General features: G+C 70.1%; 21 protein-coding genes. 10 read left to right on the top strand and 11 right to left on the bottom strand.

The genetic code is table 11. From position 1 onward, the window contains the following. Positions 1–9: 9 nt before the first annotated feature. Positions 10–726 carry an LON peptidase substrate-binding domain-containing protein gene (locus ATK30_RS07730; protein WP_101434981.1) on the bottom strand — a complete coding sequence of 239 codons (717 nt, stop codon included), beginning with the start codon at positions 724–726 and terminating at the stop codon, positions 10–12. Positions 727–768: 42 nt separating this feature from the next. Continuing rightward, positions 769–1,422 (bottom strand): NUDIX hydrolase, encoded by a 654-nt coding sequence (locus ATK30_RS07725; protein WP_220817736.1) that lies wholly within the window; start codon positions 1,420–1,422, stop codon positions 769–771. Positions 1,423–1,556: 134 nt separating this feature from the next. On the opposite strand from ATK30_RS07725, the gene nadA reads away from it, so the two are divergent. The 4 genes from nadA to ATK30_RS07705 all read left to right on the top strand — a co-directional run bounded on the left by nadA (position 1,557) and on the right by ATK30_RS07705 (position 6,083). After that, positions 1,557–2,567 carry a quinolinate synthase NadA gene (gene nadA, locus ATK30_RS07720; RefSeq protein ID WP_101434979.1) on the top strand — a complete coding sequence of 337 codons (1,011 nt, stop codon included), beginning with the start codon at positions 1,557–1,559 and terminating at the stop codon, positions 2,565–2,567. Beyond that, positions 2,564–4,213: an L-aspartate oxidase gene (locus ATK30_RS07715; protein WP_101434978.1), complete on the top strand. Its 1,650-nt coding sequence runs from the start codon at positions 2,564–2,566 to the stop codon at positions 4,211–4,213. The genes nadA and ATK30_RS07715 overlap by 4 nt, the downstream gene beginning before the upstream one ends. Then, the gene (nadC, locus tag ATK30_RS07710; protein WP_101434977.1) at positions 4,210–5,103 is read left to right on the top strand and encodes a carboxylating nicotinate-nucleotide diphosphorylase; all 894 of its coding nucleotides are present in this window, start codon (positions 4,210–4,212) and stop codon (positions 5,101–5,103) included. The genes ATK30_RS07715 and nadC overlap by 4 nt, the downstream gene beginning before the upstream one ends. A 62-nt stretch (positions 5,104–5,165) precedes the next feature. Beyond that, positions 5,166–6,083 (top strand): S8 family serine peptidase, encoded by a 918-nt coding sequence (locus ATK30_RS07705; RefSeq protein WP_416332625.1) that lies wholly within the window; start codon positions 5,166–5,168, stop codon positions 6,081–6,083. Positions 6,084–6,360: 277 nt separating this feature from the next. On the opposite strand, the gene ATK30_RS07700 is transcribed toward ATK30_RS07705, so the two are convergent. The 6 genes from ATK30_RS07700 to ATK30_RS07675 all read right to left on the bottom strand — a co-directional run bounded on the left by ATK30_RS07700 (position 6,361) and on the right by ATK30_RS07675 (position 10,495). Then, on the bottom strand, positions 6,361–6,738 hold the full coding sequence (locus ATK30_RS07700) for a hypothetical protein (RefSeq protein ID WP_101434976.1): 378 nt from the start codon (positions 6,736–6,738) through the stop codon (positions 6,361–6,363). Beyond that, positions 6,735–8,012, bottom strand: coding sequence for an alpha/beta hydrolase (locus ATK30_RS07695; RefSeq protein ID WP_101434975.1), 1,278 nt, complete (start codon positions 8,010–8,012; stop codon positions 6,735–6,737). Before ATK30_RS07695 ends, ATK30_RS07700 begins: the two co-directional genes overlap by 4 nt. Next, complete coding sequence (locus ATK30_RS07690) at positions 8,009–9,361, bottom strand: WXG100 family type VII secretion target (RefSeq protein ID WP_101434974.1); 1,353 nt, start codon at positions 9,359–9,361, stop codon at positions 8,009–8,011. The genes ATK30_RS07695 and ATK30_RS07690 overlap by 4 nt, the downstream gene beginning before the upstream one ends. Further along, on the bottom strand, positions 9,358–9,741 hold the full coding sequence (locus tag ATK30_RS07685) for a hypothetical protein (RefSeq protein WP_101434973.1): 384 nt from the start codon (positions 9,739–9,741) through the stop codon (positions 9,358–9,360). Before ATK30_RS07685 ends, ATK30_RS07690 begins: the two co-directional genes overlap by 4 nt. A 96-nt stretch (positions 9,742–9,837) precedes the next feature. Beyond that, a complete protein-coding gene (locus ATK30_RS07680; RefSeq protein WP_020657677.1) occupies positions 9,838–10,137 on the bottom strand; it encodes a hypothetical protein in 300 nt (99 codons plus the stop codon). Between the two features lie 16 nt (positions 10,138–10,153). Beyond that, positions 10,154–10,495, bottom strand: a complete 342-nt coding sequence (locus ATK30_RS07675) for a WXG100 family type VII secretion target (protein ID WP_101434972.1) — start codon at positions 10,493–10,495, stop codon at positions 10,154–10,156. A 213-nt stretch (positions 10,496–10,708) separates the two neighbouring features. Between ATK30_RS07675 and ATK30_RS44990 the strand changes: the two genes are divergently transcribed. After that, positions 10,709–10,882 (top strand): hypothetical protein, encoded by a 174-nt coding sequence (locus tag ATK30_RS44990; RefSeq protein WP_158242457.1) that lies wholly within the window; start codon positions 10,709–10,711, stop codon positions 10,880–10,882. On the opposite strand, the gene ATK30_RS07670 is transcribed toward ATK30_RS44990, so the two are convergent. Next, positions 10,861–11,666, bottom strand: a protein-coding gene (locus ATK30_RS07670) for an IS5 family transposase (RefSeq protein WP_244194550.1) whose coding sequence is annotated in 2 segments (ribosomal slippage) — positions 10,861–11,321 and positions 11,321–11,666 — 807 coding nt in all. Because the reading frame shifts where the segments join, the coding sequence is not laid out codon by codon here. The genes ATK30_RS44990 and ATK30_RS07670 overlap by 22 nt on opposite strands. 78 nt (positions 11,667–11,744) lie before the next feature. On the opposite strand from ATK30_RS07670, the gene ATK30_RS07665 reads away from it, so the two are divergent. Continuing rightward, on the top strand, positions 11,745–12,542 hold the full coding sequence (locus tag ATK30_RS07665) for a hypothetical protein (RefSeq protein WP_341867341.1): 798 nt from the start codon (positions 11,745–11,747) through the stop codon (positions 12,540–12,542). A 695-nt stretch (positions 12,543–13,237) separates the two neighbouring features. On the opposite strand, the gene ATK30_RS07660 is transcribed toward ATK30_RS07665, so the two are convergent. Then, positions 13,238–13,942, bottom strand: coding sequence for a S1 family peptidase (locus tag ATK30_RS07660; RefSeq protein ID WP_101434971.1), 705 nt, complete (start codon positions 13,940–13,942; stop codon positions 13,238–13,240). Between the two features lie 630 nt (positions 13,943–14,572). Here ATK30_RS07660 and ATK30_RS07655 point away from each other — a divergent pair. Then, positions 14,573–15,010: a WapI family immunity protein gene (locus tag ATK30_RS07655; protein ID WP_101434970.1), complete on the top strand. Its 438-nt coding sequence runs from the start codon at positions 14,573–14,575 to the stop codon at positions 15,008–15,010. A gap of 24 nt (positions 15,011–15,034) precedes the next feature. Here ATK30_RS07655 and eccCa read toward each other — a convergent pair whose 3' ends face one another. Beyond that, the gene (gene eccCa / locus ATK30_RS07650) at positions 15,035–18,979 is read right to left on the bottom strand and encodes a type VII secretion protein EccCa (protein WP_101434969.1); all 3,945 of its coding nucleotides are present in this window, start codon (positions 18,977–18,979) and stop codon (positions 15,035–15,037) included. Positions 18,980–19,114: 135 nt separating this feature from the next. Here eccCa and ATK30_RS07645 point away from each other — a divergent pair, with 135 nt between their 5' ends. Genes ATK30_RS07645 through ATK30_RS07635 form a run of 3 tightly spaced genes read left to right on the top strand, consistent with a single transcriptional unit; the run spans position 19,115 to position 22,288 of the window. Continuing rightward, positions 19,115–19,891 carry a WXG100 family type VII secretion target gene (locus tag ATK30_RS07645; RefSeq protein ID WP_101434968.1) on the top strand — a complete coding sequence of 259 codons (777 nt, stop codon included), beginning with the start codon at positions 19,115–19,117 and terminating at the stop codon, positions 19,889–19,891. Between the two features lie 27 nt (positions 19,892–19,918). After that, on the top strand, positions 19,919–20,938 hold the full coding sequence (locus tag ATK30_RS07640) for a WXG100 family type VII secretion target (protein WP_101434967.1): 1,020 nt from the start codon (positions 19,919–19,921) through the stop codon (positions 20,936–20,938). 3 nt (positions 20,939–20,941) lie between these two features. After that, a complete protein-coding gene (locus ATK30_RS07635; RefSeq protein ID WP_101434966.1) occupies positions 20,942–22,288 on the top strand; it encodes a WXG100 family type VII secretion target in 1,347 nt (448 codons plus the stop codon).

Here is a 22,288-nt window from a genome sequence, read left to right as displayed (position 1 = left end):
GGCGGGCGGCTAGTTCAGGTCTGCGGGTTTGCTGAAGGTGGCCAGTTCGGTCGGCGGCAGCGGCACCGCGCCCAGGGTTTCCAGGAAACCGGCTTCTCGGGTGAGCAGGCGGCAGACTATGCGCAGGCGGCGCAGCGGGTGCGTTTCCTCCAGCAGCAGTTGCCGGTCTTCCAGCGGGAGAAGGCAGTCGGCGGCCAGCTGGTAGGCGAGTTCGCCCAGGTCGGCGTCGTCGTGTGGGGGGTGCCAGTCGTCTGCGTGCCAGGCGGCTTCGCAGTATCGCTCGTGGGCGCCTCGGGCTACTTCCGCTAGTTGGCGGGCTGTCGATTCCGCTGTGGCGGGGACTGGGTCGTCAGGAAGCCAGTCGACCACGCCCATCAGGTAGGGCGCGGACGCTCGGTGCAGTTCGCGCAGGCGGAAGCGGCGGGCGGCGCGCGTGACTACGTCGTAGCGGCCGTCGGGGAGGCGTTTCGCTTCGCGCAGGATCGTGCTGCAGCCCACGCTGTACACATGGTCCAGACCACTGACCTCGCGAACGAGTGGCGCGCGCAGGGCGACCACGCCGAACTCGTGCTCCGGGACGGTGCCGGTGACCAGGTCCGCGGTCAGCTGCCGGTAGCGCGGTTCGAAGATGTGCAGCGGCAGGTGCGTACCGGGGAGCAGCACCGTTTGCAGCGGGAACAACGGCAGTGTCGCCGTTCCGCTGGGGCATTGCTCTGGCTCGGTCACGCGTCCACGGTACGGGCTGCCGAGCCCCGGCGCAGTTCGTGTTTACCGTCGCGGCGGGGGCTTCAGGACGGCGAAAGGGTCGGTGATGTGCATGTCTTTCGCGGCGAAAGAAAACAGCGCCGCAGGTCGTCCGCCGGTGCGGCCGGGGGCGGCGGTGTGTCCGGTGGGGATGAGCAAACCACGTCGCTGAAGTACCCGTTGAAGATTTGTCGCGGACACCTTGTAGCCGAGTGCGGCGGAGTACAGCCCCCTTAACGCGGAGATGGTGAATTCCTCGGGGGCCAGTGCGAAACCCAGGTTGGTGTAGCTCAATTTCGACCGCAACCGGTCGCGGGCGCGCAGCACGATCGCCTCGTGGTCGAACGCGGTGCGCGGCAGGGCGTCCACGTCGTGCCACTCGGTGTCTTCGGGGACCGCCGGGTCGACGTCGGAGGGGACCAGGCCGAGGAACGCGGTGGCCACGACCCGCGGACCGGGGACGCGGTCGGGTGCGCTGAACACGGCGAGCTGCTCCACGTGCTTCAGCTGGCGCACGTCCACCTTCTCCGCGAGCTGGCGCCGGATCGACGTCTCGACGTCCTCGTCGGGGCGCAGCCGGCCGCCGGGAAGCGACCAGCGGCCGAGGTGCGGATCGAGCGCTCGGCGCCACAGCAGCACGCGCAGTGTGTCCGAGCGCACTTGAAGGACTGCCGCCAGAACCTCGTGGGCTAGGGGGGCTCGGGTGTTAAGATGGCTTCGCACGGTTTTCGATTATAAGGCGAAAACCGGATGGGGCGGAACCGGGGTCGATCCGGTTCGCCAGGCCGGCGAAAGTCGAGAGGGCCGAAGACATGACCACCACGCTTGACCAGGACCTGACTCCCTACGGCGGGGTCGAGGCGGACGCGGACTGGGCGGCCCGCGTGCGGGAGCTCGCCCGCAAACGCGACGCGGTGCTGCTCGCGCACAACTACCAGGTCCCGGAGATCCAGGACATCGCGGACTTCACCGGCGACTCGCTGGCGCTCAGCCGCATCGCGGCCAGCAGCGACGCGTCCACCATCGTCTTCTGCGGCGTGCACTTCATGGCCGAGACCGCGAAGATCCTGGCCCCGGAGAAGACGGTGCTGATCCCGGACGCACGGGCCGGCTGCTCGCTCGCCGACTCCATCACCGGCGCCCAGCTGCGCGAGTGGAAGTCCGAGCACCCGGGCGCGGTGGTCGTCTCGTACGTGAACACGACGGCCGAGGTCAAGGCCGAGACGGACATCTGCTGCACGTCGTCGAACGCGGTCGACGTGGTCGCGTCCATCCCGGCTGACCAGGAAGTTCTCTTCCTGCCGGACCAGTTCCTCGGCGCGCACGTCAAGCGCGTGACCGGGCGCGAGAACATGCACGTCTGGGCCGGGGAGTGCCACGTGCACGCCGGCATCAACGGGGCTGAGCTGGCCGCGCAGGCTGAGGAGAACCCGGACGCCGACCTGTTCATCCACCCCGAATGCGGCTGCGCGACGTCGGCGCTTTACCTGGCCGGCGAGGGCGCGGTGGCCCCGGAGCGGGTCAAGATCCTCTCCACCGGCGACATGGTCCACGCGGCGCGCGACACCAAGGCGACCTCGGTGCTCGTGGCCACCGAGATCGGCATGATCCACCAGCTGCGCAAGGCCGCGCCGGAGATCGACTTCCGCGCGGTGAACGACCGGGCGTCGTGCCGGTACATGAAGATGATCACCCCGGCCGCACTGCTGCGGAGCCTCACCGAGGGCGCGGACGAGGTCCACGTCGACCCGGAGACGGCCTCGCGGGCCCGCGCGTCGGTGCAGCGGATGATCGAAATCGGGCAGCCTGGCGGTGGGGAATGAGCGGCCTAGTTAACGCCGATCAGGCGAAAACCTCACCAGATCCGCGCTGGGAGGCGCGGGCCGATGTCGTGGTGATCGGCAGCGGCGTGGCGGGGCTGTCCGCGGCGCTGCGGGCCCGCGAACTCGGGCTGCACGTGCTGGTCGTGACGAAGGCGGCGGTCGCCGACGGCAACACCCGGTGGGCGCAGGGCGGCGTGGCCGTGGTGCTCGATGGCGAGCGCGACGAAGGCGACACGGTCGAGAAGCACACGGCTGACACGCTCACCGCGGGAGCCGGGCTCTGCGACGAGGACGCCGTGCGGTCGATCGTCGGCGGTGGTCCGGCGGCAGTCACCGAGCTGCGGCACAACGGTGCGGTGTTCGACCACGGCTCGGGTGGGCTGTCGCGCGCTCGCGAGGGCGGGCACAGTGCGTTCCGGGTGATCCACGCGGGCGGCGACGCGACCGGTGCCGAAGTCGAGCGCGCATTGGTCGCGCAGGCTGGCGAACGGCGGATTCCGGTTCTGGAGCACCACATCGCGGTCGATGCGCTGCGCACGGCTGCGGGCGAGGTGGCCGGAGTGACGGTGCTCGACCGCAACGGCGTGCCGGGCGTCGTGCGCGCGTCCGCGGTGGTGCTGGCCAGCGGCGGGTTCGGGCAGCTGTACCAGGCGACCTCCAATCCGGAGATCGCGACCGGCGACGGGCTGGCGCTCGCGTTGCGCGCCGGCGCGGCGGTGGCCGACATCGAGTTCGTGCAGTTTCACCCGACCGTGCTGTACACGCCGGGCGCGCGCGGACGGTGTCCGCTCGTCACGGAGGCGGTGCGCGGCGAGGGCGCGACGCTCGTGGACGGTGCGGGCGCGTCGGTGATGGCCGGGGTGCATCCGCTCGGCGATCTGGCTCCCCGTGACGTCGTCGCGGCGGCGATCACCCGGCGGCAGGCCTTGGCTCCCGGTGGCATCGACGATCACGTTTTCCTTGACGCCACTGGCATTCCGGGCTTCGCGAAGCGGTTCCCGACGGTGCACGCGGCGTGCGCGGTGCTCGGGATCGACCCGGCGGTGGACGCGATCCCGGTGACTCCGGCGGCGCACTTCGCGTGCGGCGGCGTGGTGGCCACTGTGGACGGACGCTCGACCGTGCGCGGACTGTACGCGGCGGGCGAGGTGGCTAGGACCGGGCTGCACGGGGCGAACCGGCTGGCGTCCAACAGTCTTCTCGAAGGTTTGGTCGTGGGGCAGCGGACCGCCGAGGCGGTCGCCGCGGACCTGGCTGCTGGGTTGCTGCCGGATCCTTCGCGCGGGCGGATTCCGGAAAGGACAGTCGCGCCGACGGCGGAACGTGATGCGCTGCAACGGGTCATGAGCCGGTACGCGGCGATCGGCCGGGACGCGGACGGGCTCGCCGCCGCCGGATCGGTGCTCGATTTGTCGACAAAGGACAGTCCGTTGTGGACGCACAGCGCGGTTGAGGACGCGGCGCTCACCGTGGTGGCACAGGCATTGCTCGCCGCGGCGGAGCGGCGGACAGAATCGCGGGGATGTCACGTGCGGACGGACTTCCCGGAGCGGGACGAAGGGCTGCGGCGGAGCCAGCTGATCCGGCTGAGCCCGTCGGGACAGCCAGTGCTGGTCGAGGCGGCGTCGCTGGAAGGGGTGGCATGAGCGGGGAATTCTCCGAAGCAGTTGTCCAGGCACTGGTGGTGGACGGGCTGGACGTCGCCGACGTGCGGCGCGTCGTGACCACCGCGCTGGAAGAGGATTTGCGGTACGGGCCGGACGCCACGACGGCGTCCACGGTCCCGGCGGACGCCCGTGCGGTGGCGGAGCTGACGCCGCGCGTCGCCGGTGTCGTGGCGGGGATTCCGGTGGCGCTGGCCGTTTTCGACGAGGTGCTCGGTGACGACTACGAGGTCGTCTCGATCCGCGAGGACGGTTCGCCCGCGGTCGCGGGGCAGCCGGTGCTCGTGCTGCGCGGTCCGGTGCGCGGGCTGCTCACGGCGGAGCGTACGGCGTTGAACCTGTTGTGCCACCTGTCCGGAGTGGCGACGGCGACCGCGGCGTGGGTGTCCGCGCTCGAGGGAACCGGTGCCTCGGTACGGGATTCGCGCAAGACCACGCCGGGGTTGCGGCTGCTGGAGAAGTACGCCGTGCGGTGCGGAGGCGGCGTGAACCACCGGATGGGCCTTGGCGACGCGGTGCTGATCAAGGACAACCACGTGGTCGCGGCCGGCTCGGTCACCGCGGCTCTCGCTGCGGCGAGGCAACACGCGCCGCAGCTGCCGTGCGAGGTTGAGGTAGACGATCTGGCCCAGCTGGACGAGGCACTGGCCGCCGCGGCGGACGAGGTGCTGCTGGACAACTTCACCCCGGAGGAGTGCGTGAAGGCGGTCGTGCGGCGGGACGAGCTGTCGCCGAAGACGCGGCTGGAGTGCTCCGGCGGGCTGACGCTCGACCGCGCGCGGGCGTACGCCGAGTCCGGTGTGGACTATCTCTCGGTGGGCGGGCTCACGCATTCCTCGCCCGCGCTGGATCTCGGGATGGACCTGCGTTAACCCTGTCGCCGCGGCCCGCTCTCCACTAGAATCTCCTTGTCGGACAAGGGGAGGGGGCCGCGGTGCGGGGAATTGCCGCCGGAGCGGTGGCCGCGCTCGTGGCGCTCGGCGTGCCCGTCACGGCGACCTCGGCCGGAGCGGCTTCGTGCGCGAATCCGTCCGGTCCGTACACCGGGCCGGTGTCCTGGGGGCAACGGCTGGTCAACCCGCCGCGGCTGTGGGCGCTGACCAGGGGCGAGGGCCAGACCGTCGCGGTGATCGGCACCGGCGTCGACAAGCAGAACGCGCAATTCGGGCCGGGACAGGTGCTCGGCGGCGCGGGCACCGCGGATTCCGACTGCGACGGCCGCGGCACGATCGCCGCGGGCATCGTCGGCGCGCAGCCGGCGAACGAGACCACCTTCACCGGCGTCGCGCCCGGGGTGAAGCTGCTTCCCTTGCGCTACACCGAAAGCAACGGCTCTTCCTCGGACGGCGGCGGCGATCCGGGCGCATTGGCGGGCGCGATCGACACGGCGGTCGACCGCGGCGCGGGAGTGATTCTCGTGGCGGTACCGGCGGGTTCGGACAGCCCGGCGCTCGGCGCGGCGCTCGACCACGCGAAGGCGCGCGGGGCCGTGGTGATTTCGGCCGCGGCGGCCGCTCAGCAAGGGGCGCATACTTATCCGACGGCGTCGGCGGGCGTGGTCGCGGTCGGCTCGACGGACGAATCCGGCGCGCCGGTCCAGACCGAAGCCGGGGATTACCTCGGAATCGCCGCGCCGGGCGCGAATCTGGTGAGCACGTCGGCGGGCGGCGGGGGCGCGGTCGCGCACCGGTGGCCGATCACCGACCCGGGCCTGGCCGCGGCGTATGTCGCCGGGGTGGCCGCGCTGGTTCGCTCGGCGCATCCGGACCTGAAGGGCGAGCAGGTGGTGAACCGGTTGCTGCTCACCGCTTCCCGCCCGCCGTCCGGGGCACACGATCCGCGCCGGGGCTAGGGAATGGTCGACGCTTACGCCGCGGTGTCTTCGGCATTGCCAGCCAACGCGCCCGGTCCGAGCGCGGCGGCGGTGCGGTCTGAGCTGCCCGAGGTGGTTCCCGCTGCGGCGCAAGCTCGGCCGACGTCGGATGTGGCGGCCGGGGTCGTCGCGGTGGGCGGGGTCGCGGTGGCTGCTGCGGCCGGGATTGGCGTGGCGGCGTTCCGGAGGGGACGACGGCGCGGGTGGCGGCCCTCGCGGTTCCGGGGGTGAGGTCTCGTGAGCGGCGATCGCGGTTCTAACCGGGATTAGCGCGCACGAGACGGGTCGAGCCGATGATCGCCACGCCGCGTCCGTCGCGGGCGATGTGCACGCTGAAATCCGCGCCGTCGCGGGAAAAGCGCGCGATCACTTCCCGGTAAGTGCTGCGGTCATACGATTCCCAGCCCGCCGCTTCCAGCGTCGGACGCACAGCTTCGCCCAGCACTCGCAATGCGGCCGGGCTGTCTTCCATCCGGACGCCGTACTGCCAGCACACCAAATGCCCCGGCTGCGCGGGATCGCAGTCCAGCTCACCGTCCACTGTGGGCAGTGCGCGCCGGCCGAACGCGGCAGCGACACTGTCGATGACGTTCGTCAGCTCGGCGGCCAGGTCCTTCAACTCGCGCGTGATCACGGCAGCACCGCCGGAACCGGCACGGGTGCCTCGGTGACGTGGCCGCCGGTCAGCACGCCGTAGATGTTCTCCCATGAATCCGAACCCGGTTTGAGCACGCCGCTGTGCGAGGACAGGCCCCACTGCACGTCGCCCGCGGCGTCGTGGCCGGTGGTGAGTTCGGTGACGCCCGGGAAGGTGTCCGGGTCGGCCCCGTGGCCGATGCCGGTCCATTCCAGCGCACCGGCGTTGCCCTGGGCGAGGATGATTGGGTCCAGCGGTGCGGTCATCGAGTACCGCTGCACGCCGGCCTGGCTCGGCGGCAGGTCCGCGGGGCTCCATACGCCGTGTCCCATGCCCGCCGACTCTACGTGCAGCACCCGGTCCACTGGCAAGCCTTGCTGGTCAGCGAGCCCGACGGTGGCGCCGCCGTAGCTGTGGCCGATCGCGGTGATCGTGGCCGCGCCGCCGGTCTGGGCGTCGACCTGGCCGCGGAGTTCGTCGCCGAACGCCTTGAGGTTCGGGGCCATCGTCTGCGCGTAGCTGGCTTCGGCGCCCTCGGTGGTGACGTTCTGCGGGAACACCCCGTCGGCCCACACGACCATCGCGGTCCGGCCGCTCGGGTCGGCGGCGACGAGGCTGCGGCCGAGGTCGGCGTAGGACTGAAAGGTGTCCATCCGGGTGTGCACACCGGGCACGAACAGCCCGACATTGCGTGTGCCCGGCTGGATCGAGCCGACCAGTTCGGCGATCCGGCCGTTGCCGGACGGATCGAACCGCAGGATCTGCCGGTGGTCGTCGAGAATGCTTTGGTACAACGCGATCCGCCGCTTCGAGCGGGCGACGGCGTCCGGATCGGACAGCCCGGCCAGGCGGGTCCGTTCGGCGGCGAGCGCGTCGGAAACCTTCGTCCGGTTGGCCGCGATGGTCCCGGCCCATCCGCCGCTGCTGGCGGATTTTCCGGCTGACGGCACCGGATCTTCGGGCAGGAGCGAACGGTACATCGCCGCGACCTGCTCGTCAGCGCGCCGGTAACCCGCCGACGACGCGGTGAGGCCGTCGCGAAGGACTTGGGCGCGCACGATGCGCTGGTCGACGTCCGCGGCTAGCGCACTGAGCGTTTTCGCCAGCCCGGCGGCGCATCCGGACGACGCGGACACCTGGCCGAAGGCCGTGGCGGGCACGCGTTCGCCCGCCACGGCCTGCTGCACGGTCCGGAGCGCACCGGCACGACCGTCCAATCCGGACGCCGCGGTCGCGAGTTTCGCCGGGACGACCCGGTAGCCGTCGGTCACGGCTGGTCGGCCGGCTCTTCGCCGATGACCGAGGGCGCGACCGGAGCTTGCTGGCCCCATACGTTCTCGGTTTCGACGAGCCACGCCGGAATCCGGCGGCCGGACCCCAGGTCGGCACCGGCGCCCATACCCATCGGCATCATGGGCATCATCGGCATGGCGCTCTTGGCCGCCGCGCCCGCCGCACCGGCGGCACCGCCCGCGAGTCCACTGAGGACGTTCGACGGCGCGTTCCCGGCGAGCCCGGAGTGCGCGGCCGGAGCTTCCCCGGAACCGCTGAGGCCGCCGCCGGACGGAATGCCGCCGCCGTCGATCGACGGAGCTTCCCCGCCGCCGACCGGAATTCCGCCGCCGCCACCGCCTGCCGGGCCGGCTCCGGCGCCGAGCTTCGTGCCCGGAGGGACGACCGGCTCGTCCCCCTTCTTGCCGTCCTGGTCTTTCTTGTCGTTTTTATCGTTCTTGCCCGACGCCCACGACGGAACTTTCGGCATGATCGAGCCGAAGCGGCCGAACGCGGCGGCGGACGCGGCCGCGAGACCGGCGGTGAACATGTCGCCGAAGAGCGGGCTGCCCGCCGAGGTCTGGCCCGGCTGCCCGGGCTCGGCACCGGGGAGCTGCCCGCCGTCGGTGGGCAGCGGGTGCGAGTCGATCGGGGCGCCGACCGCGGTTCCGCCGTCCGGGCTGTTGCCGATCGCGCCGATGCTTCCGGCGCCAGTGCCGCCGGTCGAGGCGCCGCCGCCGGGAAGCTGCTTAGGAGGCGGGGCGGCCGCGTTCGGCGAAACCGGGATCGAATCCTCGGCAGTGTCGTAATTCGTCGCGAGGTTGTTCATGACGACGATCGCCTTCGCGTGTGCGGACCCGGCGGCGTTGGCGGCCTGTTGCTGCGCTTCGACGTTGGCGATCGCCTGCTGCCGCTGCTGTGTCGCGGCGATGATCGTGGCCGGCGGGGTGTCCGGAGGGAGCAGCGGCGGGTTGACCGCCAGCGCGACGTCGGCGGGGGAGACGTCCGGCACCGCGACCGGCGGCGGCATCTCGGCCTTCGCTTTGACCAGCGCGTCCGCGGCGTCCTCCAGCATGTCGCGCATGCCCTGCGCGGTGACGGCGACCTTGCGGATGCCGCCGACCAGGTCGGTCATCATGGTCCGGTACTGGTCGGCCGCGCCGCCGGTCCACGAGCTGGAGAAGTCGGTGAGCTGATCCGACAGGTTCTCGGCCTGGTCGTACAGCCCGCGCGAGGCCGAATTCCACTGTTCGGCCGCGGCGCGCGCGGTGGTCGGGTCGCCCGCCTGCAGCATCGCGTAAAGCTGCTGGTGGGTGTAGCCGGCGAAGTTGGTGCGAGGGCCGCTCATGCGTTCTTACCCCCTGAAGAATCGAGGCCCAGCAACGAAAAAACCGGGTCCAGCAGACCAGTCTGCTGTCCCGATCGGTGCAGGTCGCCCGCGACCGACTGGTCGGCCTGGGCGTATCCGTCGGCGACGGTGGTGGTGACGTCCTGCGCGAACGTGATCGCCCCGCGGACCTGCTCCAGCAGGCCCTGCATTTCGGCGACCGCGGCGCGGTGGGCGTCGGCGAGCGAAGCGGCTTCCCCGAACTCCCCGAACAGCAGCGGATGCTCCCCGAGGGTGCGCAGGAAGTCGTTCGGCCGGGACATCGCGTGGATCTGGGTTTCCAGCTCCCGGACGAAGTCCGTCAGCGATTCCAGGTGGACGTAGTACGACTGGTCGGGCATCGGCCGGTGACCTCTCGTGCGGCAGGACGCGGGAAAGCCGGCCGTCCGGAGCGGGCGGGGGTGGTCCCGCCCCGGACGGCCGGCGTCGGGGCCGGATCAGGCGAACAAGCCCTGGTTGCGGTTCTCCAGCTGGTGCTGGAGATCGTGCGCGTCGCCGACCTTGGCGCCGAACTGCGCGATGATCGCGACGATGTCGGCGGTCGCCTGGCGGAGCCGGGTCTCGGACGCGCGCGCCGCTTCACCGGCGGAGCTGCCCGAGGCGTACCAGGTCTGGGTGATCGGCTGCAGGTTCTGGTGCAGCTGCTCCAGCTGGGAGGTCAGCGCCTTCGCCTTGGCGGCGAGCGACGCGGAGCTGTGCTGCAAGGCCCCGAAGCTGATTTCTACGACGTCAGCCATGGTGTCTTGTCCTCTCTCAGGGGTTGAGGCGAGGGATCACGTTGCCCTCGACGGTGTGGCTGACGCTCTGGAAGCTCTGGTGCACGTCGGCGTCGCCCGCGTTGTAGTTCGCGTGGCTGGTGTGCACGAGCTGCGACATGGTGTCGAGCTCCCGGACGGCGGCGCCCATCTTCTCCTGAAGCCTGCGCTGCAGGTCCCAGAAGGCGACCGCCTGGTCGCCCTTGTAGTTCCGCAGCGTTTCGGTCAGCTCGGATTCCAAGCTGGCCATCGTCGTCTTCGCGTTCGAAGCGGTTTCCTCGAAGCCCTGGACGGCGCGCGTCATGGCAGCGGAATCTGCCTGGAATCCCGGACTGGACATCTGACGGGCCACCTCCTTCCCTCTCGTGGAAAATCCCGGTGCGCGGTGGGCCGCGCGGTGTGAATGTCACGCTAGAAAAAGAGCGGGTCCGGTCAAACGGCACAACTGCCGGTCGCTTTGACGGCACTATTACCCACAGGTGGGGCGCGCCCTACCCTCGAGACGGGGGACGACGCCAGTGCTCGTCTCCCCGCGTGCGACCAGGCTGGCCGCATGGCTTCCTGGGGATTGCGAGTGTTCCGGCTGCACCGCCCGCTCGGCGTGCTGGCCGGGGCGATGGTGCTGCTGGCGGTCGCGTGCGTGTTCGGGCTGCTGCTGGATGATCGCACGCTCGTCAACGCGCCGCTTTGGGCTAAAAGCGTGTCTCATTTGGCGAGTTTCTTGTAGCAGGTGATGGCGGCGCCGAGGGTGAGGAAGGCGAGGTAGTGGCTGGGTTTGCGGTCGTAGCGGATGGTCAGGCGTCGGTAGCCGGTCAGCCAGGCGATCGTCCTTTCGATCACCCACCGGTGTTTGCCGAGTTTCTCGGCGGATTCGATGCCCTTGCGTGCGATGCGCGGGACGATCCCGCGCTGGCGGAGCCAGGTGCGCAGGGCGGGGATGTCGTAGGCCTTGTCCGCGTGCAGCTTGGCCGGTTTCCGGCGCCGCGGTCCGCGGCGGGACCGGATCGCCGGCAATGCGTTGACCAACGGCCGCAGGGCGTGGCTGTCGTGGGTGTTGGCCGCGGAGATCCCGACGGTCAGGGGCAGGCCGGCGCGGTCGGACAGCGCGTGGATCTTGGAACCGGGTTTGCCCCGGTCGACCGGGCTCGGTCCGGTCAGACCGCCCCTTTTTTGGCCCTGACGGAGGCTCCGTCCAGGACCGCGCGGGACCAGTCGATCATGCCTGTGGCGCCCAGTTCGTCCAGTACAGCCTGGTGCACCTGCCGCCACAGTCCGGCCTCGGTCCATTCGGCGAATCGGCGATGCGCCGTCGGCACGGTGACCCCGAAGCTGGGCGGTAGATGCCGCCAGGCGCATCCGCTGGTCAGCACGAACACGATCGCGGTGAACACCGCCCGATCGTCGACGCGCGACATCCCGCCGCCCTGCGGCCGCGTCTTGCCCGGCGGGATCAACGGTTCCACCAGCGCCCATAACTCGTCGGGCACCAGACGCCGCGACAACTCGTCCATCACAGATCACGATCATGCCCGGACCTCACCCATAGTCCAAGTGAGACACGCTCTAAACCGTTCAAATTCGCGGTTTCGGTGGCGTTGTACGCGCCGACGTTGGCGTGGCTGTTGTCGCTGGCGAAGCGCGGCCGCCGGGCCGGCTGGTGGATGGGCACGGCGTTCGCGGTCGGCATGGGCACGGACATGGCGCTGCTGGTGTGGCAGGTGCTCGTCCAGGACCGTCCGCTGCACTTCAACCACGAGACGGCCGCCGACGTGACGATCGGCAACGTCCTGGCCACCGGCGCGTTCACCGCGTGGGGCGCGACCGCGGCGGTGGTCGTCCTGCTGCTGTTCCAAAAGCTCCCGGACCGCGCGCTGACCTCCGCGCTGCGGTGGGGAACCACGCTCGCGGCGGGTGGAATGGGCCTGGCACTGATGATGTTCTCGGCCAGTCCGGCGCAGCAGCGGGTGCTGGACGGCGGCGGGAAACCCTCGATGATCGGTGGCCACACGGTCGGTCTCGAGGACGGCGGGCCGGGGTTGCCGCTGCTGGGCTGGAGCACGGTCGGCGGAGATCTGCGGATCCCGCATTTCGTGGGGATCCATGCGATTCAGGCGTTGCCGCTGCTGGCGCTCGCATTGGTCGCGTTGTCTCGGCGGTATCCGGTGCTGTCGAACGAAAACGTGCGGCGTCGGCTGGTGTGGACAGGGGCGGTCGGCTACGCCGGGGTCGTCGCGATTACTGCTTGGCAGGCGATGCGCGGACAGTCGATCGTGCGGCCGGACTTCTGGACGCTCGCCGCGACGGCCGGGTTGGTCACGGTAGTGGCGCTGGGCGGCGTGCTGGCGGCGCGTGTTCCCGCTGAGCGGCATGCGCTGAGGGGATTCTGAGATCTCTCCGGCACCGGTGGCTGGGCCAGCCGCGGTCGGATGGCCTGACGGGGAGGACGGTGTCATGGCATTTCCCCAGGGGTTGCTGGATTCGCTGCGGCGCGCGCCGGAGGGGTGGGCCGCGCAGGTGGCTGTGCAGGCGCTGGGGCTTGGGTGCTTTCGGTGGGGCCGGAGATCCTTGCCGCGTATGAGGAACCGGTGCCTTGTGGAGGCGTGAGGAGATCGGTGGGTCGTTTCACGAGCGGCAGCACGGGGGTGCACAAGGGGGTTGCGTATCGGTTTGACGCGTTGGGGGAGTTCGGGTCTCGAGCAGCGGAGCTGTTGCGGGGGTTGTGCTTGGGGTCCTTTCGGCTCGTCGCCTGGCGGCGACATTGCGCCCCGGGGTTGCGTGGGGCACCCCGAAGCCCGAGTGTGCTGACGGTCTGGGGGTGCTTGTCAAGGCGGGAAAGATGCCTTGACAAGCACCCCCAGACCGCAGGGGAGGCTTCGTATCGGGGTGCGGGGGTGGTGTGGGTGCTTGGTGGGTTGGGTGTGTCGGTGGCGGTTTGGTGAGTGGGGTGGGTGGTTGGGTGGGGTTCGCGGTGTGCGGTTGGGTGCGTCGCGGGGGCGGTGGCGGACGATTCCGGCTCCGGATGCCGTGAAGGGCTCCTTGTGGGAAACAGATTCCCGCAAGGAGCCCTTCACGTACGCGGCGGTTAGACGCCTGCGGTTTGCTTGATCCAGTCGCGGCTGTTGGCGACGCTGGCGTAGTTCTGGGTGCCGTGTTCGTCGCTGCCGGAGTTTTCGCCGGTGGAGCAGACGCCTACCTGGACGCCGTCGGCCAGTTGCGGGCCGCCGGAGTCTCCGTGCCAGGAGGAGCCGGTGACGCCCTTGCTCGCGATTGCCTTGCCGTTGAAGGCGTCCGTGCTCTCGCCGGTCACCTGGACGTCCGCGGTCTTGAGCGTGTCCGAGGGCGGGCTCTGGTCCTTGGTGCGGCCCCAGCCGTAGATCTGGTTGGTGGCACCGTTTTCCGGGTCCTTGTCGGCCAGCTTCATGAACGTGGTGTCCACGGCGGACTTGAGGTGCAGCAGCGCGATGTCACCGTTCGGCGAGGCCTTCTGCTCGTCGACGGCGGCCTCGGTGCCCTTGCCCAGCGCGACGTCGCCGACCTTGACGTGCATGCCGCCCTTGTTCAGGCAGTGTTGCGCGGTGAGCACCCACTGGGAGGCGATGATCGTGCCGGAGCATTCGAAGCCGCCGTAGTCGGTGACGTCGTCCCAGAACACCTGGGCGCCCCACGGGGCCGACTGCACGGTGGTGCCGCCGATGATGTGCGTGTCGGCACTCGCCGGGACCGCCGCCCCGACCCCGAACGCCATCGCAGCCCCGGCGACCACGGCCGCCGCTTTCGCGTAACGCATGGAAAATCCCTCCGCCTCGGTGGTGATTTCCCGACCGTAGGCAACATCTGGAAATCCGGTAACCTACGGAAGTCGGTCTTCGATCCACGTTTCGCGGAGGGTGCCGTCCGGGTCCAGCCGCCGGTGCAGGGTCTCGGCTTGCTTCGGACGGGTAGCACGGTGAGGGCGGCTCGCTGCTGAAGGTGCAGCGCGTGCACGGCGACGCGGAGCTTGCGAATCCGGCCGCGTACTCGGAGCCGGGCTCGCCACGGATGCCAGAGGACGGCGAGCAGGAGGCTGGTGGTTTCCGCGCTTCGCGGAGGGCGCGGTGGGCGTCCGTTCCGTCTTCGAGGACGGCAACGATCCCGAGTGCGTCGGCGAGGGATCTCCGGCTGGCCGCGGTGTTCGGAGGCCGGCCGATCCGGATATCGGGCACGCCGCCGAAAATCGCGCGGATCGCTTCGAGCCGCCGCTAGACCTCGGCGCGGAGGTGGCGGCGTTCCTGGACCTTGGTGAGGTAGTTCGTCAGCGCGGCGCCGACGACGCCTCCGCCGGTGGTGTAAGCCAGTTCGATCAGACCGGGCATCAGGGCTCCCTCGCTCGCGGACTGCATATGCTGGCAGAACTGACGGGCAACTACCGGGGAGAGGGATGCACACGGTCACGTTCGGCGCGCCGCGCGGGGATCGTCTGGTGATCGCTGTGCACGGGCGGATGCATCCGGGCGCGGACGATTTCTGGGACGGGAACTGGCTGGTCAGCCCGATCGAGATCGTGTCGGGCGGGTTCACCGCGCGCTTGGACGCCGGATTGCGGGCCAACGAACTGCGGGAGTTCCGGCAGCAGTTGGCGGCTTGCCCGGAGTCCGGCGGCAGTGCGCGGCTGACGTCGCTGGAGGATTGGCTGGACCTGACGGTGACCGTCGCCGCTGATGGACGGGTCGAGGCGGAGGGCGTCGCAGTCGCCGACCATTCGAGCGGGAACCGGTTGTTGTTCCGGCTCGAGGAGCTTGAATACGCGCAGCTGGCGGAGGTTGTGGCGGGGCTGACCGCGATCGAGAAGGCTTACCCGGTCCTCGGGCTTTCGTAAGTTTCCTGCCCCGGCTGAGTCCGCTCAATCCTCCACCGGCTTGGTCCACGCCACCTGCACCAGTTCCGTCCCGTGCCGTCGCGATACCAGCGTTCCTCGACCGGCAGGCTGCGGCGAGGGCTTCACATCGCCCAGCAGCGCGCCCTCTTCCTTTCCTCCGGACATGATCAGACCCGGCGAGCCCAGTTCCCGTACCCGTTGGATGACCGCCTCGTACAAGCCTCGTCCGGCGCCGCCCGAGGAGCGGGCCAGGATCAAGTGCAGGCCGATGTCCCTTGCCTGCGGGAGGAATTCCAGCAACGGCAGCACCGGGTTCCGTCCGGCGATGGCAACCAGTTCGTAGTCGTCGATCACCACGTACAGGTCCGGGCCGCGCCACCACGAGCGGTTGCGCAGTTGTTCGGGCGTGACGTCCGGGCCGGGGAGCCGGTTGCGCATCGCGGTCGCGCATTGGTTCACCAGGTCCGTCAGGGTGTTCTCCGCACCGGCGTAGCCGAGCAGGTGCGGTTGGTCGACCACACCCAGCAGGCCCCGGCGGTAGTCGCCGACCAGGATCAGCGCTTCGTCGGGCGTGGTGGTTTGGCAGATGCCCGTGATGAGGGCGCGCAGCAAGGAACTCTTGCCCGATTCGACGTCGCCGAAGGCCAGGAAGTGCGGGTCCGTCCGGAAGTCGAGATGGACGGGGCGCAGGGTGGATTCCGCCAGCCCCAAGGTGATCTGGCCGCGCGGGGCGGCGGGCAGGGAGTCCAGGGGGACTTCCGGCGGGAGAAGGCGGACTTGGGGAGCGCGCGGACCGGTCCAGGCCGCGGAGACCCGGCGGATCAGGTCTAGGCCGCCGGCTCCGACGGTTTCTGGGCGTTGGTCGGAGTCGATGCGCGGGAGAGCAGCGAGGAAGTGCAGTTTGTCCGCAGTGAGACCGCGTCCGGGGCGGTCGGCGGGGACGTTTTGCGCGGCTTTCCGGTCGATGGACGAGTCCGCCGGGTCGCCGAGGCGCAGTTCGAAGCGGGTGCTGATGGCGTCGCGGAGTTGCGCGCGGGCGCCGATCCACTGGTTCAGCGAGACCAGGACGTGGATGCCGAAGCCCAGACCCCGTTGGGCCAGCGCGGTGATTTGTTCTTCGAGGCGTTCGTACTCGGACCGGATGGTGGTCCAGTTGTCCACGAACAGGAACACGTCGCCGAACTCGCGGTCGTCGCTGCTTTCGGTGAACTCGCCGCGGCGGCCGCGGAAGGCGGCCATCGATTCGATGCCGTGGGCGGCGAAGAATTCTTCCCGCTGTTCCAGCAAAGTCACGAGTTCCGCGACGACCCGGCGGCAGCGTTGCGGGTCGCGGCGGGTGGCGTAGCCCGAAACGTGCGGGAGGCCGGCGATCGGGGCCAGCGCGCCGCCGCCCAGGTCCAGGATGAAGAACTGCACCTCGGCGGGGGTGTGGGTGAGGGCGAGCATCGCCGCGATGTCCTTCATCAATGTCGACTTGCCGCTTTGCGGTGCGCCGACGATCACCGCGTTGCCCGCGGCACCGGAGAAATCCGCCCACAGCATGTCGCGGCGCTGCTCGAAAGGCTTGTCCACCAACGCGACGGGAATGGTCAGCTTGCCGTTGCCGCCCCAGCCGAGAGGACACAGACCGCGGCGGGGGTCTTCGCTGATCGGAGGCAGCAGCTGGTCCAATGTGGGCGGTTCGGCCAGCGGCGGCAGCCAGATCTGGTGCGCTGCCGGGCCGCGTCCCTCCAAACGGGACAGCATCGCGCCGATGATCGTCTCGCCGGTGCCCTGCGCGGGAGTCTCGGCGGCGGGTTGTTCGGCGACTGGTACTTCAACCGGTCCCAGGGTGAACGGCAGCACGCCGAGTTGTTGTCCGTCGGTGCGCACGATGCGGCTGCGCGGCGGCAATTCGCCGGAGACGTACGCGGCCTTGAGCCGGATGAGAGTGTCGTTGTCGGACTTCAGGTAAGCCGAACCGGGCACCGGCGGCAGTTGGTAGGCGTCCGCGACACCCAGCACCGCGCGGCTTTCCGCGGCGGAGAACGTCCGCAGGCCGATTCGATACGACAGGTGCGAGTCGAGCCCGCGCAACCGGCCTTCCTCCAGCCGTTGCGACGCGAGCAGCAGGTGGATCCCCAGCGAGCGGCCGAGCCGTCCGATCGCGACGAACAGGTCGATGAATTCCGGCCGCGACGAAAGCAGTTCGGAGAATTCGTCGATGATCACAAGCAGCGACGGCAAGGGCTGCAGCGGCGTGCCGTCCGCGCGCGCCTTTTCGTAATCGCGCACTGACGCGTAATTTCCGGCTGAGTGCAGGAGTTCCTGACGCCGCAGCAGTTCGCCGTTCAGCGCGTCCGCCATGCGGTCGACGAGCGCGAGGTCGTCGGACAGGTTCGTGATCACCGCGCAGGTGTGCGGCAGGTTCGTCATGCCCGCGAAGGTCGCGCCGCCCTTGAAGTCGATCAGTGCGAGGTTCAGCGTCTCCGACGAATGCGTGACAGCCAGCGCGGTGACCAGGGTGCGCAGCAGTTCGCTCTTCCCGGACCCGGTCGCGCCGATCACCAGCCCGTGCGGGCCCATGCCGCCCTCGGCGGATTCCTTGAGGTCCAGCTCGACCGGACGGCCTTCGGGGTTCACGCCCAACGGGATCCGCAGCCGGTCGCGCGCCGGGCGCGGGGCCCAGGTGACGGTCGGGTCGGTGTCGCGCGGGTCGCCGATGCCGAGCAGTCCGGCGAGCCCGAACGTCGAGGACATCGGCTGTTCGCTGACCACCGCGCCGCCTTGGTGCAGCGGCGTCAGCATTCTCGCCAGCGCTTCGGCCGCGCCGTGGTCGAGCCGATCCGGCGTGCCGAGAAAGCCGAGCCGCGCTTCGGTGCCGTCCAGGACCACCATGCCGAGCTGGTCCGGTGAAACGTGCAGGCTCAGCAGCCGCTCGGTCGACGTCGTGCGTGGCTGGTCGCCGCCGATCTCCAGCACCGTCACGCCCAGCCGGCCCTCTTCGGCCAGCAGCCCCGGTTCGCCCTGCGAGTCGCCGCCGTCGACGACGACCACGATGTGGGGCAGGTCCGCCGACGCCCCGCGCCGCGAGAACGCCGGGCGGTCGCCAAGGTCAGGACCGAGCAGCTTCGCGAGTTCCGTGGCGTTGTCGGCGAACAAGCGTCGCGGGCCGGTCGCGTCGGCGAGGACCGGCGCGGTGGCGTGCGGCAGCCATTTCGCCCATTCCCAGTCGTGCGAACGATCCGGGGCGACGCAGAACGCCACGCGCAGGTCGGTCGGGGAGTGGAAAGTGACCAGCTGCGCCAGCACCGCGCGCGTCATCCCGAGCACGTCGAACCTGCGGCCGGACAGCGTCGCGGCCGCGTACGAGCGCAGCGACACCGAAACCGGCAGGCCTTCGACGGTCGAGAAGGTCTGGATGAAGTGCTTGAGGTTGGTGGAGGAAACCGGGTCCAGCTCTTCCAGCGGGGCGATCTGCGGTGCGCGCAACGGCGTCGCGAGCGGCTGCGGACCGGTCGCCGCGCGCACCATCGCGAAGGAGCGGTCGCCGCGGCGGCGGTCCCAGTGCTGGTCGGTTTCGACATACGCCCACAGGTCCGCCGGATCCGGCTGCTGCGCGATCAGCGTGGCGCGCTGCGAGTCGGCGACCGCGCGGACGCGCGTGCGCAGACCGGCGAGATACCGCTGGTAGTCGCGGCGCTCCTCGTTGATCTGCGCCTTTTTCGCCATGCCGCCCCGGCCGAGCGACATCACGATCATGCCGCCCATCGCGGTGACGAACAGCGCGCCGAAGATCCAGGTCATCACCCCGCCGTCGCGTCCGATGTAGACGAACGACATCGCGCCCATGCCGAGCATCATCGGCAGGAACATCATGAGCTGCAGCACGCCGCCGGAGCCGCTTTTGGGCAGCATCGGCGGGGACTGCAGGATGATCTCCCCCGGCTGCTCGCCGAGCAGGCCGAGGCGGTCGCGGGGCGCACTCATGCCCCGTATTTTGGCCGCCGGTCGCCCGCTCGCGGTGGGTACTTTTGCCGTCCGCTCGCCCGGCGGCGCGAACTTACGCTCTGCGCAGACGCCCCGCACCGGTGCGTCGATCGCAGGAGACCGGGAGGGAGCGCCATGGGCACGACCGGCGAGTACCGGGCCGAGCCGGAGGCCATGCGCTCCACCGTCGGCAACGTGGGCGCCGTGATCGCCCACGGCATCAACGCCGTCGCAGACCTGGAAAAACTCGTCCTGCAGCCGACAACGTTCGCCAGTTTCGGCAGCGTCGTCGCGGCCGCGAACGAAGCGCTGCACTCGCAGCAGGTGACCGCGGTGCGGTCGCTGCTGCAGTTGCTGCAGGAGATCAACGACCTGGTCAAGCACAGCGCGGACGCTTACCAAAGCGCCGACGAAGCAGTCTCCGAGAGCTACGGCGGGGGCGGGGGACCTTCGGCGCCGCCGCTGACGTCGATCTGGGGAACCCCGCACGCGGCGCACCTGGCCGCGGCGGCGATCACCGACAGCGCCGGCGCGCACGGCGAACCGTCCTCGGTCGGCAACGTGCTGCGCTACCTCGGCGACGCGGACCTCGGGAGGCTCGCCGAGCATCCGCTGACCGACGCCCGGTTCCACGGCGTCGCGGACTTCAACGACTGGCTCGCCGGCGACGCCGACAACCAGGCGCGCGTCGGCCTGATCGAGGTCTATTCGGGCACCGCGCGCACCTTCGGCGACGTGCCTGGGGGCGTGCACAGCGGCGACGTCGTCGTGGTGGAGCCGCTGCAGTTCGCCGGCCGCCCTCCGGTGATCGGCGTCGCCGGGGACGGCGGCGCCCTCTACAACCACGGCCTGCTCGATCCGGGCCTCGGCGGACTGGCCAAGGTCAGCGTGTACCGGCCCGCCTCCGTCTGACCCCGACCACCGACCAAGTGAGGTCCGATGCTCTTCCCGAACTCCAGCGCGATGGACGCCACCGCTTCCGGCGGAGGCCCGATCACCGTGCTGCCGCAGATCGTCACCGGCCAGCCGGAGCAGATCGCGAAGCACGTCCTCGACCTGCTGCACAAGGCCGCCGAGCTGACCTCGCTCTACACCGAGCTGAGCAAGGCCGCCGACCAGCTCGGCAAGGTGTGGTCCGGCGAGGCGTCGGAATCGGCGCTGCGGAAGATCTCCCACTCGCTCGATCAGCTCACCAAGATCATCAACGTGATCGAGAAGGGCGCCGAACTGCTCGGCGTCTCGGGCACGCTGGTGAAAACCGCGCAGGAGGCGTACCGGGCGGTGGTCGCGGCGGTGAACCCGACCGTGGCGTCGCTGATGTCGAACTGGTGGACCTACGGGGCTGCGGTCGCGCTTTCCACCGCCACCAGCGCAACGCTGCGCGGATTCATCACCGCGGTCGGCGGTCTGCTGAAGGCGCTCGGCGCGGGCGACCTGGCGAACCAGATCACGCAGGTCGCGACGATCATCGGGGACATTGAAAAGCTGTTCCACCACGGTTCTTCCGATGCCAATGGCGCGGCGGGCAACGCGGCGATCTCCGGTACTCCGGTCAGCGCGCCGCAGCTGCCCGCGCCGGTCGCGAGCGCGTCCGGGCAGGCGGCGATCGGCGGCAGCGGCGGCGGAGTCCCGTCGTTCACGAACTACACGCCGCCCGCACTGTCCCACGGCGGCTGGCCGTCCGGCAGCGGAACTGGAGCTTGGCCTTCCGGCGGCGGTGCCGGTACCGGGGCGAACCCGGCGAACAGCTGGATCCCCGTGGATCCGGCTCCCGCTCCCGCGCCTTCGGTGCCCGGACAGTCGACCGGTGCGCACGAGGTCGTGATCCACACCGATCTGAACACCGGGCAGTCGACCGTCGAGGCCCCGGCCGGACAGGACGTGGACATCGATGTCGACGTGACCTATCAGGGCAAACACTTCCAGCAGCACGTCGACATCGACGCGAAGGGCGCGTAGCCGGTGGCCGTGGACGCGTCCGGAGTCGTCAGCTCGGTGCTGTCGAACTACCGGCAGGTGCTGGTCGAATACCAGCGTCGGGTCACCGGCGACCCGGCGGCGCTCGAAGCGGCGGCGAACCGCTGTGGCACCAACGCGTCCACGATTACCGGCAAAGCCACCGAAATCGCGGACGCTGCCACGGCATTGCATGCTGACTGGGACGGTGCCGCGTACACCGCGTACGCGACAGCTGCGACCAACGTTGCGCACGTGTTGACGGAAGACGGCACGAAGCTGGCCGAGCAAGGCGAGCGGCTGTCGATGGCCGGACAGTTATTACGGTGGGCGCGTTCTGGGGTCGATTCAGTCCTCTCGCAGTTCGATCAGTACGGGGCGCAGCTCGTCAATCAAGCGCGCGCAGCGGATCCGAACGCGGTCGGTGCTTTTATCGCGGCCGCAAGGGATTTGGGTGAGCAGGCGGTCGCGGCGGCCGGGCAGGTCGCCGACGAGCTGTCGGACGCGTTGGCGGAGTTGTTCCCCGCGCCGTGGGCCGGGCCGATGAGCAAGCCGGGCAAGCTGGGCAAACGCGGCTATGGCCCGTTGTCGTGGGTCAACGGAGACACGCTCGACGGGCGGAAGCGGCCGCGTTCGGTGCCGTCGTGGTTCGGCAATTCCGGCTGGAAGAAGCTGACCTGGAACGGCTTGGAAGGCACGCGCGCGCCGAAGAAGGCCGACACGCCGTTCGGGCAGCCGAAGCCGAAGAGCGCGATCGCCCGCGCCACCGAGATCACCTACTACAAGACGGCACACGAGCAAGACGGCTTCATTCCGGAGTACGACGGGAAAGTCTCCTCGCAGGGCTGGGACGCGAAGGCGTCCGGACACGCTGAGCTGGGGTTCCGGGAGGACGTCGGGACGAGCGGAAGCTACGGTGCCGCGCACGGCAGCGCTCGCGGTTCCGCTTTCGCGGGCGGCGAGGTCAGCGCTTCCGGGCAGCTGGGGGTGCACGGGCTCGGCGTGCACGCCAACGCGTTCGCCGGCGGCAAGCTGGAGGGCCAGGTCGCGGCGGATGTCGCGGGCGTCGGCGTAGGCGCGAGCGGAAGTGTCCAATATGGAATCGGCGCGCAGCTCGACGGCCAGTTCGTGTATGACAACGGGCACGTGAAGGTGAACTTCAAGGCCGGTGCCGCATTAGGGCTCGGTGCCGGACTGGGCGCGAAGATCGACATCGATCTGCCGAAGGTCGGCGCGGCAGTCAGCGAATACGGCGGCGCGGCGATCGACGCGGTCGGCGACGCCGCGGGCGAGGCGGCGAACGCGCTGGGCGGGGCTTGGGACGACGCCGTGCAGTATGTGGGTTCGTGGTGA

Origin of the sequence: Amycolatopsis echigonensis (assembly GCF_002846615.1) — a bacterium.
In the GTDB taxonomy this organism is placed as follows: Bacteria; Actinomycetota; Actinomycetes; order Mycobacteriales; family Pseudonocardiaceae; genus Amycolatopsis; species Amycolatopsis echigonensis.
The sequence above is the reverse complement of the archived record's forward strand: the minus strand, read 5'-3'. Positions and strand labels throughout refer to the sequence as shown.